This is a genomic window from Arthrobacter sp. BB-1, from assembly GCF_006151685.1.
In the GTDB taxonomy this organism is placed as follows: domain Bacteria; phylum Actinomycetota; class Actinomycetes; order Actinomycetales; family Micrococcaceae; genus Arthrobacter.
On record NZ_VDEV01000027.1, the window covers coordinates 31,908 to 48,447 of the forward strand.

At 68.4% G+C, this 16,540-nt stretch carries 14 protein-coding genes; 5 read left to right on the forward strand and 9 right to left on the reverse strand.

Annotated elements, in window-relative coordinates; genetic code table 11:
- Positions 1–40: 40 nt before the first annotated feature.
- The 5 genes from FHJ30_RS15145 to FHJ30_RS15165 all read right to left on the reverse strand — a co-directional run bounded on the left by FHJ30_RS15145 (position 41) and on the right by FHJ30_RS15165 (position 7,096).
- Positions 41–2,116, reverse strand: a complete 2,076-nt coding sequence (locus FHJ30_RS15145; RefSeq protein WP_139030095.1) for a PhoX family phosphatase — start codon at positions 2,114–2,116, stop codon at positions 41–43.
- Positions 2,117–2,295: 179 nt separating this feature from the next.
- On the reverse strand, positions 2,296–3,315 hold the full coding sequence (locus FHJ30_RS15150) for an o-succinylbenzoate synthase (protein WP_139030096.1): 1,020 nt from the start codon (positions 3,313–3,315) through the stop codon (positions 2,296–2,298).
- Positions 3,316–3,354: 39 nt separating this feature from the next.
- Entirely contained in the window at positions 3,355–4,371 is a 1,017-nt protein-coding gene (locus tag FHJ30_RS15155) for a magnesium and cobalt transport protein CorA (protein WP_139030097.1), read from the reverse strand.
- 79 nt (positions 4,372–4,450) lie between these two features.
- Entirely contained in the window at positions 4,451–6,073 is a 1,623-nt protein-coding gene (locus FHJ30_RS15160) for an ABC transporter permease (RefSeq protein ID WP_179997642.1), read from the reverse strand.
- Positions 6,074–7,096, reverse strand: a complete 1,023-nt coding sequence (locus tag FHJ30_RS15165) for an ABC transporter ATP-binding protein (RefSeq protein WP_139030098.1) — start codon at positions 7,094–7,096, stop codon at positions 6,074–6,076.
- A gap of 143 nt (positions 7,097–7,239) precedes the next feature.
- Between FHJ30_RS15165 and FHJ30_RS15170 the strand changes: the two genes are divergently transcribed.
- The 4 genes from FHJ30_RS15170 to FHJ30_RS15185 all read left to right on the forward strand — a co-directional run bounded on the left by FHJ30_RS15170 (position 7,240) and on the right by FHJ30_RS15185 (position 11,134).
- Entirely contained in the window at positions 7,240–7,779 is a 540-nt protein-coding gene (locus FHJ30_RS15170) for a Chromate resistance protein ChrB (RefSeq protein WP_240793717.1), read from the forward strand.
- Complete coding sequence (locus FHJ30_RS15175) at positions 7,776–8,957, forward strand: MFS transporter (RefSeq protein ID WP_139030099.1); 1,182 nt, start codon at positions 7,776–7,778, stop codon at positions 8,955–8,957. The genes FHJ30_RS15170 and FHJ30_RS15175 overlap by 4 nt, the downstream gene beginning before the upstream one ends.
- Before the next feature lie 96 nt (positions 8,958–9,053).
- Positions 9,054–9,959: a phosphatase PAP2 family protein gene (locus FHJ30_RS15180; protein ID WP_139030100.1), complete on the forward strand. Its 906-nt coding sequence runs from the start codon at positions 9,054–9,056 to the stop codon at positions 9,957–9,959.
- Positions 9,960–10,423: 464 nt separating this feature from the next.
- Entirely contained in the window at positions 10,424–11,134 is a 711-nt protein-coding gene (locus FHJ30_RS15185) for a response regulator transcription factor (RefSeq protein ID WP_139030101.1), read from the forward strand.
- Here the strand turns inward: FHJ30_RS15185 and FHJ30_RS15190 are convergent.
- A complete protein-coding gene (locus FHJ30_RS15190) occupies positions 11,082–12,683 on the reverse strand; it encodes a cell wall metabolism sensor histidine kinase WalK (protein WP_240793718.1) in 1,602 nt (533 codons plus the stop codon). The genes FHJ30_RS15185 and FHJ30_RS15190 overlap by 53 nt on opposite strands.
- Before the next feature lie 202 nt (positions 12,684–12,885).
- Between FHJ30_RS15190 and FHJ30_RS15195 the strand changes: the two genes are divergently transcribed.
- Positions 12,886–13,401 (forward strand): PepSY domain-containing protein, encoded by a 516-nt coding sequence (locus FHJ30_RS15195; protein WP_139030102.1) that lies wholly within the window; start codon positions 12,886–12,888, stop codon positions 13,399–13,401.
- A 195-nt stretch (positions 13,402–13,596) separates the two neighbouring features.
- Here the strand turns inward: FHJ30_RS15195 and FHJ30_RS15200 are convergent, their stop codons facing one another.
- From FHJ30_RS15200 to FHJ30_RS15210, 3 genes are read right to left on the reverse strand one after another with little or no spacing between them, the layout of a single operon-like run.
- A complete protein-coding gene (locus FHJ30_RS15200; RefSeq protein ID WP_228404122.1) occupies positions 13,597–14,511 on the reverse strand; it encodes an LssY C-terminal domain-containing protein in 915 nt (304 codons plus the stop codon).
- A 53-nt stretch (positions 14,512–14,564) separates the two neighbouring features.
- Positions 14,565–15,269, reverse strand: coding sequence for a triacylglycerol lipase (locus FHJ30_RS15205; protein WP_139030103.1), 705 nt, complete (start codon positions 15,267–15,269; stop codon positions 14,565–14,567).
- Positions 15,270–15,296: 27 nt separating this feature from the next.
- Positions 15,297–16,514 carry an MFS transporter gene (locus tag FHJ30_RS15210; RefSeq protein ID WP_139030104.1) on the reverse strand — a complete coding sequence of 406 codons (1,218 nt, stop codon included), beginning with the start codon at positions 16,512–16,514 and terminating at the stop codon, positions 15,297–15,299.
- Positions 16,515–16,540 lie beyond the last annotated feature (26 nt).

Here is a 16,540-nt window from a genome sequence, read left to right on the forward strand (position 1 = left end):
CGCAGGAAATGAGAGAGGGTCGCAGGCTGGGGGTGGAAGGTCAGGCGTCGGTGCGGAACACCTGGATCACGGACGGGCGCGGTGCACGCACCTGGCCGGGAGCCGGGGCGGTGCCTGGCGCGACGTAGTCCGGGAAGAAGGAGAGCTGGTTCTCAAACGTACCGTCCTCGCCCGGGTGCTGCACGGCAACGAACACGGTGCGCTCCTCATCGTGGATGATGGGGCCGCAGGTCTCGGCGTCGCGCGGAACAGCCAGGAACTGCTCCACCTTGCCGCGCTCCGCGCCTTCCAGGGTGACCTTGAAGAGCCCGTCCGCACGGCCGATGCCGGAGGGGGCGCCGTCGGTGGAGATCCAGAGGTTGCCCACGGAGTCGAACGCGAGGTTGTCCGGGCAGGAAATGGGCGAGACCTGGTCCACCGGGAAGCCGGAGAAGTAGGTGACGTCGCCCTGTTTGGGATCGCCGCAGACCATAAGCAGGTTCCAGGTGAAGGTAGTGGAAGTCTGGTCGCCGGTCTCGGTGATTTCCACGATGTGGCCGTCACGGTTCTGGTTGCGGGGGTTGACCTCGGTGGCGCCTTCGTTCGTCCCGGTGCCGCGGTTGGAGTTGTTGGTGCACGCCACGTAAACCTTGCCCGTGTGGAGGCTGGGCTGTACGTCCTCGGCGCGGTCCATCTTGGTGGGGCCAACCTTGTCGGCCGCGAGGCGGGTGTACACCAGGACCTCTTCGACGGTCATATCCTTCACGGCGGACTTGCCGTCCACCACCAGGGGCAGCCATTCGCCGATACCGTCGAACGCTCCGTCGGCGGGAACGGCCCCGGTGCCGGTGATCTCAGCAGCCGGTGAGTTGCCAGTGAACTTGGCGACGTACAGGTTGCCGGCGGAGAGGAGGGTCATGTTGTGCTTACGGTCGCCCTCGACGTACTTGTCCTTGGAAACGAACTTGTACAGGTAGTCGAACCGCTCGTCGTCGCCGGAGTAAGCCACCACGTGGCCGGACCCGGCGATGATGACATTGGCGCCCTCGTGCTTGAAGCGGCCCAGGGAAGAGTGCTTCTTCGGGGTGGAAGTGGGGTCGAAGGGGTCCACTTCCACGATCCAGCCGAAGCGGTTGGCCTCGTTCTCGTAGCCGGGCTTACGGGTGTCCCAGCGGTCCTCGTCCAGTTCCCACTTGCGGGCGGTTGGCTTGCTGGTAATGCCGTAGCGCTTGTCTCCGGCGGAAGTGCCATTGCCGACGAAGTAGCCCTGGAAGTTCTCCTCACCGGAGAGGATGGTGCCCCACGGGGTGGTTCCGCCGGAGCAGTTGCCCAGCGTGCCCTTGATGAAGCGGCCGTCCTTGTCCTCAACGGTCTTGACCAGCGCAGATCCTGCAGCGGGGCCGGTCAGTTCATAGACCGTGCTGTTCAGGTAGCGGCGGTTCAGGCCTGCGCCCTTGACGTAGGTCCACGGCTGGTTCTTGTTGTGGCGCTCCAGCTCCACCACGGTCAGCCCGTGTGCGGCTGCTCCCACTTTGCGCTGCTGCTCAGCCGGCATGGTTGGCGGGAACATGATGGCGTCGTTGGTGTACTCGTGGTTGGAGAACAAAACGGCGCGGCGGCCCTTGCTGCCCGGAATCTCCAGGATGTCCGTGTAGTCGTTGTTGTAGCCGAACTGCTTTTCCTGGGCTGCAACCGTCTGGTTGTTCAGGTCCAGCTCCGGCGCGTCGTTGAAGATGGGGTCGCCCCAGCGGATGACCGGCTTCCAGGTGAAGCCTTCCGGAACCGTGACGGCATCCACCATGGCGTCAATCGACGGGATGGCTGTGAACTGCAGCTTGGACTTGCCGAAACCCTCCTTGGCGGCCTTGGACAGACCGGCTGCGCTTGCGGAATCAGGGGAGGTTACCGCGCTGCCGAGGACGACGGCGAGGGCACCGGCGGCGCCAAAGCCCAGGGCGGCTCGGCGGGAGATGGTGGCGGAGGCGATGTCGCGGAAGTAGCTGTTGGAGCTGGTGTTGCAGACGTCGCCGGCGCAGGCATTGTCGCACTTCAGGGCGCAGGTGATGGCGCTGCGCTTGCCCTTGGTGTGGCCGAGCATCGGCAGCAGGGTGAACTTGCGGGCAGTCGTTTCAGACATGGGTGCCTTCCAAAAAATCGATGCGGTGCCCCCACCCTTTCAGCCGGTTCCTACGCGCAGCCGTCAGCGAGGTGAACCGCAGGTAAACCCGCCGGTAACCCCCGATGACCTGCGCAGATATGCAAGGGCGTTCGTTCGGAAGGCACGTTAAGTGAGCGAGGGTGGCCCGAAAAGCGACGTTAAGTGAGAGAGGGTGGCTGGGGGGTGAGGAGGGCGTGGACGCGGCAGAGCCGGGCCAGCCACCAGTCCCGCCGTTCCGCGGAAGCCGCGTACCGCTCCAGCAGCCCGGCGTCGGCGGCGGCGTCACGCAGGCGGATGGCGCCGTCGTCGGCCACCAGGGGATCCGTGGTGATGTCCGATTCGAACAGGGACACCGTCCCCAGACCGCACGCATACGGCAGGTCCGGCAGCGCGGCCGCCAGGGCGAGGCCCGCGCGGATGCCCACCGAGGTGTCCAGTGCGGAACTGACGACGGCGGGCAGTCCCGCCTGCGCCACGATGTCCAGGGCGCGCCGCACTCCCCCGAGCGGCGCCACCTTGACCACGATGAGGTCCGCCGCGCCGGCGCGGGCAACCCGCAGGGGGTCGGATTCCTTGCGGACGCTCTCGTCCGCGGCGATCAGCACCGGGGTGCCCGCCTCGCGGAGGGCGCGCCGCACCTCGGCCAGGCCGTCAATGGTGGGCACCGGCTGCTCGGCGTATTCAAGCCTGACGCCGGCGAGCCGGGTGAGTGCCTCGATGGCCGTGGGAACGTCCCAGCCGCCGTTGGCGTCCACACGGACGGCGGCCTCCGGGAGGGCGGAACGGACAGCAGCGAGGCGGGCGGCGTCGTCGTCCAGCGTTTGTCCCTGTTCCGCCACCTTGACCTTCACTGCGTCCACCCGGCCGAAGCGCGCCAACACTTCCGGCACGCGGTCCGCGGGAACGGCGGGCACCGTGGCATTGACGGGGACCACGGACCGCAGCGGAGCAGGGAAGCCGTGCCAGGCGGCCTCCACGGCGGAAGAGAGCCAGCGGGAAGCCTCCGCGTCGCCGTACTCGGGGAACGGGCAGAACTCGCCCCAGCCGGCGGGGCCGTGCAGCAGCAGCGACTCGCGCTCCATGATGCCGCGGAACTTCACCCGCATGGGCAGGCTCACCACGTGCGCGCCGGCCAGGAGTTCCTCAATCGGGGGCACAGTGGGCTGCGGCGTGGGCATGGACCCACTGTACAAGCGGGCGCTCTGTACAGGCGGGCGCTAGATCCACTTGTTGTGGCGGAACGTCCAGTAGAGCCCCAAGCCCATGGCAATCATCAGGCCGAGGGCAAACGGGTAGCCGAACACCCAGTCGAGCTCGGGCATGGAACGGAAGTTCATGCCGTAGATGGTGCCCACCAGCGTGGGGGCAAACAGGATGGCCGCCCAGGACGAGATCCGCTTGACCTGCTCGCTCTGCGCAATGCTGGATTCGGTGAGGCGTCGCATCTCGTCGTTCTGCCGCTGGGCCACGAGCGCGGCGTTCACGGCGAGCGCGTTCTGCAGCAACGCGCGGAAGGATGCCACGCGTTCAGTGAGCCGGAGCACGTGGTCCAGCACGTCCCGGAAGTGGTCCTGGAGTTCCGGATCGGGCTCCCGCTCCGGCGTCCCGGCCATCAGGACCTGCAGGATCCCCACCAGCGGGCTGGTGGCGCGCTGGAAGGTGATGACCTGGCGGGAAAGCTCGTAGATGCGCCGGGAAACTTCCGGGTCCGCCCCGAAAAGGTCGTCCTCGATCTCGTCGATGTCGTTCTCAAGGCCCGCCGCCACGGGCTCGTACTCGTCCACCACCTGGTCCAGGATGCCGTAGAGCACAGCATCGGGGCCCAGCGCCAGGAACTCCGGCATGCCTTCCATCCGCCGGCGCACCTTGGCCAGGTCCGGGGCTTCGGCATGCCGGACCGTCACCACGTAGTCGGCGCCGACAAAGACGTGGATCTCGCCGAAGTCCACCTTTTCCACGTCGTCCAGGTAGCGGGCCGGCCGCAGCACCAGGAAGACGCACTCGCCGTAGTGCTCCAGTTTGGCCCGCTGGTGTCCGGCCAGGGCGTCCTCGACGGCGAGCGCGTTGAGGTCGAACTCCTCGGCCACGGACTGCAGTTCCTCGGCGTCCGGCCGGTAGAGGCCGATCCATGCCATTCCCTCGCGCTGCCGGAGCACAAAATAGGTCTCGTCCAGGCTGCCGGGATCCTCTGTCCGGAGCCCGTCGACGTATACGGCGTTGTCGATGATGGTCACGGCCGGCCTCCTGTGTCTGTGTGCGTCCGGGTGGGTGCGTCCCTGTGTGTGTGCGTCCCGCCGTCAGGCCGTTCCGGTTTCAGGCCGTTCCGGTTTCGCGGCGCCGCATCGCTGCCGCGGCCAGAGCGGCGGTGGCCACGGCGATGGCGAGCATCCACCACGCGCCGCTCCAGTCCGTCGTCGGACCGCTGGGAACGGGGGTGTGGGAAAACGGCGAGAGGTCGCGGATGGCCTGGTCCAACCCCAGCATGCCGCCGAAGATGCCCAGCACCACTCCGGCGCCCAGGAGTCCCCAGCCCAGGGCGACGGCGGCCGACGGCCAGAGGACGAACACGAGCGCGGGCAGGGCGAGGTAAATCAACGCCGCGGGAAGCTGGGCCACAGCGGTCTCCCAAATGGCCCCCGCTTCCATCGAGGAATCACCGGCCGCCGCCAGCGATGCCCAGGCCCCGAACGCCGTCAGGAACATCACCAGCACCACCGACGCCGTGCCCAGCAGGAGGTAGCTGCCCAGCCACCGCATCCGGCTGACCGGGGCGGACAGCAGGAGTTCAGCCGTGCCGGCGGCCTCTTCCTGCCGCATCCGGATGATGGCCTGCAGCGCGCAGGCGGCGGCCAGGATTCCGGCGATCGAGAACATGGCCGAAACCATCAGCTGGGTCAGGGACACACCCTGCGCCTGGATCATGGCCCGCAGTGCGGAGGTGACGCTGCTGTTGATGGTGTCCGCGGCGGCGATGGCGCTGCCGAGGGAGCCGGCGAGCAGCCCCATCGTCAGCCCGCCGATGCTCCAGCCGACGATGGACCCTGCCTGCAGCCGCAGCGCCAGCGCGGCAGGGCTCCTCAGGCCAGGGCGTGCTGCCGTCCGGCCGGGCAGCGCGCCCCACACGCTCGCGCCGCTGTCGCGCCGGTCCAGGATGAGCCAGGCGGCACCCCCGCAGGCGATGGCGAGCGCCACCGGCAGGAGCAGCGGCCACCACCGGTCACCTGTGTACGCGTACGTCTGCTGGCCCCAGCCGATCGGGGAAACCCAGCTGGCGGGACCGGCTGTCACCACCGTTCCATCGGCGCTGGGCGTGCCGGTGGCGTCACCGATGCCCCGCAGGATGTAGGCCAGGACCACCAGCGCCGCCGAGATCCCGTTGGCACCACGGGAGGTCCCCATCAGCTGGGCCACCAGGAAGGCAACACCCAGGAAGGCCAGCCCCACGCCGCCCACCGCAGCCCCGGCCAGCAGCGAACCCGGCGCGTCGAGCCCCTGCACCGTGAAGCCGGCGAATACAGCCAACGCCACGAGTACGTTGGCCGCGGTGCCGTGGAGGAGGGTGGCCAGGGCCGGGACCAGGCGTCCGGCGGGAGTGGATGCCACCAGCTCGGCGGCGCCGGTTTCCTCGTCCGCCCGCGAGTGCCGCACGGCCAGGAAGGTGCTCATCAGGCCCGCCAGCAGGGCAAGGAAGGCGTAGATCTGGAAGAACGTGAAGGCGCCCAGGCTCGCCCCGCGCGCCAGGCCGCGGAGCATGAGGATGGCGGGCGTGGCAACGGCTATCTGGAGGATCTCCGCGCGGCTGGCTTCCTCCCCGTACGTCTGGTTGATGGCGGCGGCGGCGAACAGTGCAAGGGCACCGATGCCCAGCACCCAGACGGCGAGCTGCCAGCGGTCGCGCAGCAGCCGCTGGCGCCACAGGACGCCGAGCGCGCCCACTTAGCCTCGCCCCCTCGCGCCCAGCAGGTGCCGCCGGTGCGCGTGCCCGCCGCCGGCAGCCTCGCCGTCGTCCGCCCCTGCACCACGTCCGGATGCGCCACGTCCGGATGCGGTGCCCGCGGAGGTGTCGCCGTAGTGGCGCAGGAACAGCTCTTCCAGGGACGGCGGCGTGATGGTCAGGCCCTGCACGCCCAGGGCTCCCAGGGCCGGAAGCACCTCCGCGATCCGGTCCGAATCCGTGCCAAACCTGACCCTGCCGCCGTCGGCCGTCAGGTCATGGACGGCGCCCAACTGCGCCAAGGAAGCGGTGTCCACCCCGTCCGCCGCGAAGGAGACCTCGGTGCGCGTAAGGTGGCGCAGCGAGTCCAGCGTGCCGCCGTCCACGATTCGTCCGGCGCGGATGATGCTGACGCGGTGGCAGAGGACTTCCACCTCGGAGAGGATGTGGCTGGACAGGAGCACCGTTGCACCGCGTCCGACGGCGGCCAGCGCCTCACGCCGGAAGACCGCCTCCATAAGCGGGTCAAGGCCGCTCGTTGGCTCGTCGAAGAGGTACAGCTCGGCGTCCGTGGCCAGGGCTGCGATCAGCGCCACCTTTTGCCGGTTGCCCTTGGAGTAGGCGCGGCCCTTCTTGCCGGGGTCGAAATCGAAGGCTTCGCACAGGCTGTCCTTGCGCTGCCGGTAGGCGTGGGCGTCGGAGGTGCCGCCGCGGAGGCGTGAGAGGAGGTCGATGGTTTCGCCGCCGGACAGGTTGGGCCAAAGGCGCACGTCGCCGGGGACGTAGGCGAGGCGCCGGTGCAGCTGCACCGACTGGGTCCACGGATTGAGGCCCAGGACGGTGGCCGTGCCGGAAGTGGCCTTGGCCAGGCCCAGCAGGATGCGGAGGGTGGTTGACTTGCCCGCGCCGTTGGGGCCAAGGAACCCGTGGATTTCGCCGCGCCGGACCTCCAAATTGAGTCCGTCGAGGGCCCGCACCCGGCCAAAGTGCTTGTGCAGGTCAACAGTCTGGATGATGGTTTCCATATCCCGGACACTACTCAGATTCGGTGGTTTGTGAAGGGACGAAAGTCGGCGAAAGTCCGGGCAGTTTAGGGGCCGGGCTGCCCGTCTGCACCCCCGCCCGGAGCTGCACTTCTAGCCCTGTAACAGTTGTTACACTTCAATATGTGACTTCTCTTGAACAGGTGCCCTGGCTGGTGATGCTCGTGCAGGTGCCCTCGGAGCCTTCGCGGCACCGGGTGGCGGTCTGGCGTGAGCTCCGGCGCTTCGGCGCGGTTCCCGTCGGGCAGGGCGCCTGGACCGCCCCGGACGTTCCCGCCTGCCGCGAGGGCGCCGGGAAGGCCAAGGAGCTGGCCCGCGCCGGAAGCGGCGAAGTACTCCTGCTCACCACCGCTCCGGCCGACGACGCCGCCAGGCTGCGTGAACTGTTCACCGCTGCACGTGCGGACGAGTGGGCCGAATTCATGGCCGACTGCGGCAAGTTCACCGACGAAATCGCCAAGGAAACCGCCAAGCGGAAGTTCACCCTGGCCGAACTCGAGGAAGAGGAGCAGAGCCTGGACCGGCTGCGCCGCTGGTTCCGCGCCCTCCGGACCAAGGACGTTTTCGGCAGCCCGGCGTCGGCAGGTGCCGAGCAGAAGCTCGCCGGCTGCGCAGCCGCGCTGGATGGTTTTGCCGCCCTCGTCTACGGCGAGGTGCACTCGTGACTGCCGCCCGCACCGCATCCCGCGCCACCGCCGTCTCCGCTCCCCTGTACGCCGCCGGGTTCGTTACCGCATTCGGCGCCCACAGCATCGCGGCGGGCCTGGGCGCCCAGAGCGGGAACATTGGCCTGTCACTGCTTAACCTCGGCATCCTGCTCGCCCTGTACGACGTCTCCGAGGTGTTCCTCAAACCGGTCTTCGGCGCCCTCAGCGACCGCGTCGGCGCTAAACCCGTCATCGTCGGCGGGCTGCTCGCTTTTGCCGCACTGTCCCTGATCGGGCTCTGGGCGGCGGACCCGCTGATGTTGGCCCTGGCGCGGCTCGGCCAGGGCGCGGCGGCATCCGCGTTCTCGCCGGCGTCGTCCGCCATGGTGGCCCGGCTGGCACGGGGCAGGAATGCGGGCACGTACTTCGGCAGGTACGGCTCGTGGAAAAGCCTGGGCTACATCATCGGGCCGCTGCTGGGCGCGGGCCTGATCTGGGCCGGCGGCTTCGCCCTGCTTTTCGGCACCCTGTCCGTGCTCGCGGCGGCCACGGCCGTATGGGTTGCGCTGGCGGTGCCGCACCTTGAGCCACTCCCCCGCCAGCGTTACACGGTGGTGGACCTCGCCCGCCAGGTGGGCGAGCGGCGCTTCCTCGTCCCCACGCTGGTCCTGGCGGCATCGACGGCGGCGCTCGGGGCCGCCGTCGGATTCCTCCCCGCACTGGCCACCAGGCACGGCCTGGACGCCTTCGCCGGCACGGCCGCCGTGAGCCTCCTGGCCCTGGGCTCGGTGCTGGCCCAGCCGCGGGCCGGCAGGCTGAGGGACCGGAACCGCGTCACGGACAACGAGGGCACGACGGCGGGACTCCTCCTTATTGCCGCAGGCGTGGGGTTGCTGGCGCTCGCCCCCGGACCGGTCACCATATTCGTCGCGGCGGCGGCCATCGGCACCGGCACAGGCGTGGCGACACCCCTTGGTTTCGCCCACCTTGCAGACACCACCCCGCCCGAGCGCATGGGCCGCACCATGGGCTCCGCCGAACTCGGGCGCGAACTTGGGGATGCCGGCGGGCCGCTGCTGGTAGGTGGCGTGGCCACCCTGACCGCCCTGCCGTTAGGCCTCGGAGCCCTGGCGTTGCTGATAGCGGCGGCCAGCATTCCCCGCCTCGCCCCGATCAATCCACACCCGCCCAACTAGGTAGCGCCAAGTGTCGTTATGAACCCTGGAAACGACACTTAGCGCTACCCAGTTGGGTGAACCGGGCTCCCAGCTTTCTGTGACACCCTTAAACCGATGACTTTCCAACGGCAGGCACCCAGCAGGACAGCCGCCCGACCCGCACCGGGGTCGGGCTTCCTGTTCGTGCTTGCCACCCTGGCCTGCGTGGCCGGACTGATCGCCACCTACTACTACTTCGTGCAGACCACCACCGGCCAGTTCATCGACGAGTCGGCGCTGGTGGAGGCCGTGGACATCCACGGGCCGGCGGGCAAGGCGACCACAAAGTTCCTGGATCTGCTGCCCACCATCTCACTGGTGATGGCCGCCGTCGTGGTTTTGTTTGTCACGGTGATCCGGAAGCACTGGACGGAGGCCGGGATTGCGGTGGCCGCGTGCGTCGGGGCAAACATAGCCACCCAGGTGCTGAAGGACCTGCTCCCGGCCCGCCCGGACAAAGGTGTGGTGACGCTGGAGCTGAACTCGCTGCCGTCCGGGCACACCACGCTGGCGGCGTCGGCTGCGGCCGCGGTCTTCCTGATGGCCTCCCCCCGGTGGCGTCCGATGGCGGGTTTTGTGGGCGGCTCCTTCGCCATCGCGTCCGGCGTCTCCACCCTGATCAACCAGTGGCACCGGCCGGCCGACGTGGTTGCCGCGTTCCTCCTGGTGGGCGCCTTCATGATTCCCGCGGGCTGGCTCATCATCCGGCGCGGGTCCTGGAATGAGTGGGAGGGGTTCGGCGGGCACATCGGTTCGGCGCGGATCTGGCTGACGCTGCCGGTTGTGATCGGGCTGGTGTCCGCGGTGGTGGCGGTGTATTCGCTGGCCCGGATCGCTCCGGGTCCGTGGCAGGAGGCCAGCACCACGAACTATTTCTGGGCGGGGATCGCGCTGATTGTGATCGCGGGGTACCTCGCCACCGTCGCCACCACCTCACTGTTCGCATTCGCCGCACGACGGCGGGACTCACCCAGGCGCTGACGGTCACCTTGGCCCCCGCCCGCCCAACTAGGTAGCGCCAAGTGTCGTTTTGGAGCCTCAAAACGACACTTAGCGCTACCTAGTTGGGAGGGGAGCGGGAGGGCCGCCGCCAGCCTCCTGTCCGGGCCACCCACCCACCCGGCTTGGCTGCCACCCGGCGTGGCCTGGTCCATGGCGCGGACCTTGCTGAAGGTTGATCGTTTCTTGAGGCATTACCGCCCCGTATTTTGATACAGCCCGTGAATACTTGCTGGTGCTTGGCCGGGGCTTTGACCGAACTGATGTTCGCTGACCCCGCCCACCAGTCTCCTGGCGGCGTTTTGAAGTGGGCGCCGCCAGGTATCCTGCGTCCCGGCGCCGCCCATCCCCCCACGGCGGCGCCGGGACTTCCAAAAGGAGCACCGGGTGTGGTGCAGCCCAACCGCGGTCAGGGATACTGTCGGTATGAACCGTGAGGCGCGGTCATGAGGGTTTTGATGGTCGACGACGAGGTCGTGCTGGCCGAAACGGTCCGCCGCGGGCTGCGCAACGAGGGATTCGTTGTGGACCTGGCCCACGACGGCGTCAGCGGCATGCGGGCCGCGGTGGAGAACCCCTATGACGTGATCCTCCTGGACCTGATGCTGCCCCTGAAGAACGGCTACGACGTGCTCAAGGGAATCCGGGAGCACCGGATCTGGACGCCGGTCCTGATGCTGACGGCAAAAGACGGAGAATACGACCAGACCGACGCCTTCGACCTTGGCGCCGACGACTACCTCACCAAGCCCTTCAGCTTCCTGGTGCTGGTGGCCCGGATCCGGGCCCTGGCGCGCCGCGGTGCACCGGAGCGTCCGGTGGTCCTGGCCCTCGGAAGCCTGCATCTGGATTCTGTGAGCCGCAGCGTCCGCCGGGGAGACACCCCGATCGGGCTCACCGCCAAGGAATACGCTCTGCTGTACTACCTGATGCGCAGGCACGAGCAGGTGGTTTCCAAGTCCGAAATCCTGGACAACGTCTGGGGCTCCGACTTCGAGGGAGGGGGCAACGTGGTCGAGGTGTACATGGGTTACCTGAGGCGGAAAATCGACACGCCTTTCGGGCTCCACACCCTGACCACCGTCCGGGGCATGGGGTACATGCTCACCCCCGACCGCCCTGGTGCACCGGCTTCCCCGGCGCCGGCGGCGGAGTAAGCGGCTGCACCCGAGCCTTCCCGGCGGACTCTGCAGGGCCGGACTCTCCCGGCGCTGCCGGTGGCGCTGGTGGCGCTGGTGGCGCTGGTGGCGCCGGTGCGGACGTTGCCGCGGCAGACTCTGCCGGGGCGGCCTGGGCGGGGAATGCCAGCTCAAACCGGCAGCCGCCGCCCGGGGCTTCCGTGCACCGGATCCGGCCGCCGTGGGCGCTGACGATCGCGGACGTGATGGCCAGCCCCAGGCCGCTGCCGCCGCTGTCGCGCGACCTGCTTTCGTCAAGCCGGACAAACCGTTCAAAAATCCGCTCCCGGTCGGCGGCAGGCACGGGCGGCCCGTCATCGTCGATGGTGAGCAGAACGTCGTCGAGCGAGTTGTGCACCCGGATGCTGATCCGCGTGCGGGCGTACCGCTCCGCGTTGTCCAGGACGTTCCGGATGGCCCGGCCAAGGCTCCGGACGTCGCCGGTAATCCGCGCCGGTTCAAGCTCCGCCTGGATCTCGTGCCTGCTGGTGCAGCGGAGGCGGCCGACCTCGTCATTGAGGACATCGTCCAGGTCCACGTCGGCGGCGTCCAGGCGCAGGCCCTGGTCGTCGGCCTTGGCCAGGGTCAGCAGGTCCTGGACCAGGTAGCGCATCCGAGCCGTTTCCCCGGCCACAACCTCCTTTGACTCCTCCCACGTGACCCCGGACGGATCGGCGGCCGCGATCTCCACCGCTGCGCTGAGCGTTGCCAGGGGGCTGCGCAGTTCGTGGCTTGCATCGGAGACGAAGCGCCGCTGTTCCTGGTCCGAGGCCTCCAGCCGGTCCAGCATCATGTTCATCGTCTGCGCCAGGGCCTGGATCTCGTCCGATGTCTGGGGCACCCCCACCCGGCCGTCCAGGCTCTTGGCGTTAATGCCCGCAACCTGGTCCCGGATCTGCTCAACCTGGCGCAGGGACCGTCCCACGAGCATCCAGACCCCGACGCCGACCCCTGCCAGGAGGAGCGGCGCGGCGCCCAGGACGAACCATGCCACGGTGGCCACCGTCTCGGACTGCACTGAAACGGTGGCGGCAACGGCGACGGTGTAGACCTTATCGTCCTCGCCGACGCCCGTGGCCGCAACGAGCAGCTCGTCGTCGAACAGGCTCTGCTGCACCGAGACGCGCTCGAACAGCGTCTGCTTGGCTGCCGGCCGCAGCGCCGTGATGGGCTCCGTGGCGGCGGCCGGTACGGACGCGGCCAAGACGGCCCCCTTGGGGTCCAGGATCTGGATGTACTGGCCGGGCCGCGCCGCGGACCTGACGTAATTGGCGGCTTCCTCAAGGTCCTGTTCCGCGATGTGGGCAACCACGTCCTCGGCCTGGAGCCTGGTGAGCCGCTCGGTGGATGACACCAGGGCCCTCTGGAGCAGCAGCAGGAGGGTCAGCCCGCCAACCAGCAGGGCAGCCGCCACAAAGGCGACCGCAGTGGCCGTTGCCCGCTTGCGCACACCCCAGCGGCGGGTGCGCGTCTTCCCGAAGGGGGTGCGCATTTTCCCGAAGCGCGGGCGCCGCTTTTCGGCCTCCATGAACCAAGGATGCGTCCCGTTGCCGCCTGTGACAAACCCTCCTGCCAACTGTTTTTGATTCTTTTGTCCATGCTGTGCCCCGGCTGAGGCAAACTGAGCCCTGGCTGAGATTTGCGGGCCTGAATTTGTGGGCGGAGAAGCGTTGGGAGCACACTGGTTTCACTATCAGGATCTGCTGGGGGCCATACAACAGGAGACCGTCATGGGCAGGAAAATTCTTTTGATCACAGGCGTTGCTGCCGCGGCAGCCGCCATCAGCGGAGCGTCCATTGCCACGGCCAGCACCACCCCGGGCGATGACCAGCCGTTGAACGGAACCGCCCTTCAGCAGGCCAGCGATGCCGCCATTGCCCGCACGGGTCCCGGCACCGTCATCAGTGCCGAGTCTGAGAACGACCCCAACACCCCTTATGAAGTGAACGTCCAGTTGAACAACGGCACGCGCGTGGAAGTGGAGCTGGACAGCTCGTTCCAGGTGGTGTCGGAGGGGCAGGACGACGGCGAATCAGGGCCGCCGCTGAGCGCTGCGGACCGCGACAGGGCAGGGCAGGCCGCGCTGGCGAACGTGGGCAAGGGCCGGATAGGGGACGTGGAACGGGAGAATGAGGGCGGCGCCGCCTACGAGGCGGAAGTCATTCTTGACGACGGTTCGGAAGTCGACGTTGAACTGGGGGCAGACTTCCAGGTCCTGCGCACGGGCGCGCCGGAACGCGACTGATCCGCGGGCCAGCCAAGCGGGCCGGGAGCCGTCCGATGAGGATGCTACCCAAGTTTCACATCCTCGCACTGGCAACGGACAGCGGGGTCCTGGCCGTGGGGCTGCTGGCCGGGCCCGAGGCCACAGGCACTACCTTCATCCTGGTGTCGATAGGACTCGGCGCGTATGCAAGGTTCGGGCACGGCACACCCGCAGTCAGGCAGAACCAACCGGCCGCCCCGGCTCGTACAGGTCAATGATCGGCAGGTGCCCGTCCGTGCGGATGGCATCGCCGCCACCGTTGCGGTGGTGGTAGCCGCTGGAGTAGTTGAGGATGACGTGCACAGACTGCACGGCCTCGGCTGCCTGCAGCGTGGCAATGATGAAGTCGCGTTCCTCGTCCGTGCGGTCGGCGATCTTATGCGTGATCTGGAACGTGAACAGGGACAGTCCCACGCTTCTGTCGTATGTGCCGGCCCCCACCCAATCCACGGACAGGCCCCCCGGCAGCATCCACCCGGGCGGGCACTTCCAGAACCGGACATGGTGGCGCTTGCGCGGGTTCCCGTCGATCTCGCGCTGGAACGCCAGGTCCTGTTTATTGCCGAACACGTACAGGGAACTGACCGGGGCGGCGGGATAGCTGCGGCCCAGGACGGTGGACGCCAGGGTGTGCCAGGCGGTCGCCGGGGTGATGGGATCCGCTTCCACCCAGCCGGCGGAGAGCATGGCCCGCCGCAGCTCTTCCTCCGTCCCCACTACGGCGAGGTTGACGGGATCGCCCAGCACGCCGTCGCCCGTCCTTGCCCGCCCGATGAAGTAGTCCGGGATGTACAGGCTGCTCAGGATCTTGTGGATGCGCGGCAGCAGGGCGTAGGCCAGGATCAGCCACACGGGCAGGAACACCCACGCCTGCTCGGGGCCGCGGGAGAGCCTGGAGAGCAGGAAATAGTACACAGCCCAGCCGACGGCGACAGTCACCACCAGGTACAGCAGCCGCTGCAGCACCGCCAGGACAGTGGCCCACCTGCTCTGCCGCCGCTCCACGGCGCTGCTTGAGCGTGAGTGGTCCGGCTCGTCCGGGGCAGGCCGCGAATCCGCCCGCGAGTCCCCCACGCGCGATTCACCCATAGCCGAGTCCCCCATATCCGCGTCCCCCACCTCCGGATCGTCCAACCCAGGCGTCACGGCTCGTCGGGGTTCAGCTGCTCAACGATGATCCGCGCCGTCTCAGGATCACCCAGAATCCGGAAGTGCCCGGCGGTGGGCAGCTCGATATTGGTGGCGCCGGGAAGGACGCTGCCCTCGGGAATGTGGGGATCGAACGGGCCGTAGATGGAGGTGATCCGGCTGTTGATCGCCTCCTCGCGGGCCAGCTCGAGGGTCAGCGGATGCCGGGGCGAAAAGATGCGCAGGCTCGGCAGCAGCATGTACCTGGCATAGCGGGATCCGGAGAACGGCGTGCATACAGTGACCATCCGGTCGATCCGCTGCTCGGGGTCCAGCATCAGCATGGCGTACTTCCCGATCAGCCCGCCCTTGCTGTGTGCCACGATCGCGGCGTCCCGCAGGCCCGCTTCCTCCAGGTGTTGCGCCACCATCCGGGCGGCCACCGGCACATCCAGCTGGTTCCGCTGCAGCACCGTGACTACGTGCACGGGATGGCCGGCGTCGTGGATGGCCTGGATCAGCGGCATCATGAACTGCCAGTTTTCGTACACTCCGGGAATGATCAGCACCGGCCGCCGGTGGCCCTGGTGGAAGGACCCGGGCTGGACGCGCGACAGCATGCCGCGGACCTGCCATCCCGCGGCGTAAAGGTAGTCCTGCAGCCACCAGGCACCTTTTTGCAGCACACTGATCCGGGTGGGCGTGCCCCGTTCACTCATCTGTCGAGGATATCCCCTACCCCCGGGTCAGTAGTTGCGGCGGTGCTTCAGGCGTGGAATTACGACGGCGAACACGGCCGCCGCCGCGAACCCCAGTACGCCCGTGGCTGAGATCCCCGCGCCCAGGGTGGCAAGGGCGGTCACCGCGGAGAGCAGCACGGGCCCGGCGGTGGACCCGGCGTCGGCCATGAACCGCCACAGGCCCAGGAACTGCCCGCGGCCGCGGTCCGGCGAGAAGTCGGCACCCAACGTCATCACCAGTCCCGAACTGATTCCGTTGCCGAACCCGATCAGCAGCGCCGCCAGCAGCAACCCCGCAAAGGACCCTGTCAGCGGAATCAGCAGCAGGGCCGTCCCCATCAGCAGCGTGGAAGGAACCGCCACGAACTGCCGGCCCTTCCGATCCATCAGCTTGCCCGCGGGATAGAACACCAGCATGTCGATCGCCCCGGAGAGCCCGTAAACCAGGGAGGCTGAGGTGGCGTCCATGCCCAGGTTGTCCGCCCAGAGCGGGATAACCACCTGGCGGGAAGAGCGGAGGGCGCTGAGCAGCAGGATCCCCACCCCCAGCGAAAGGAACACGCCCACGTGGGACACCGCGACGCTCCGGAGGGTGGGCTCCGGACCCTCGTGGCCGCCGTCGGGCGCCGGCGGAACGGCCAGGTCCGGGATGGTGAGGGACAGCAACGCGGCTCCCGCCATGGCCACCACGCCCACCCAGTAGGCACCGCTGATCCCGGCGAACTGCATCACCGCCGCGCCCAGGAACGGGCCGATGAACACGCCGATGCGGTTCACGCCCCCCAGCGTGGAGAGCGCCCGTGCCCGGAACTCCACGGGCACGGCCTCGGTGAGGTACTTCTGCCGGGCCAGCCCGAACACGGCCCCGGACATCCCGACGACGGCCATCGCCGCCGCGAGCAGCCACAGCCCGTCAGGTATCACGGAGGTCAGCCCCGCCGCCGCGAGCGCCAGTCCGGCGGCGGCGGCGGCACCCACGATGGACCAGCGCTCACCGAATTTGAGGGTCACCAGGGATGCGGGCAGGTTGAAGAACCAGGACCCCACCCCGATCAGCGTGACAATCAGGGCAGCGACGGCCACCGAAGCGCCAAGATCCCGGGCGGTGAGGGCCACCACCGGCAGGATGGCTCCCGTGCCGATCCCGTAGAGCAGCGTGGGCCCGAAAGCAGCCACTGCCATGCCGCGCAGGCTGAAGGGCTGGGGGTCGTCCGGGGAAGTCATCAGATTTATCCTATGGCCGCCCCCGG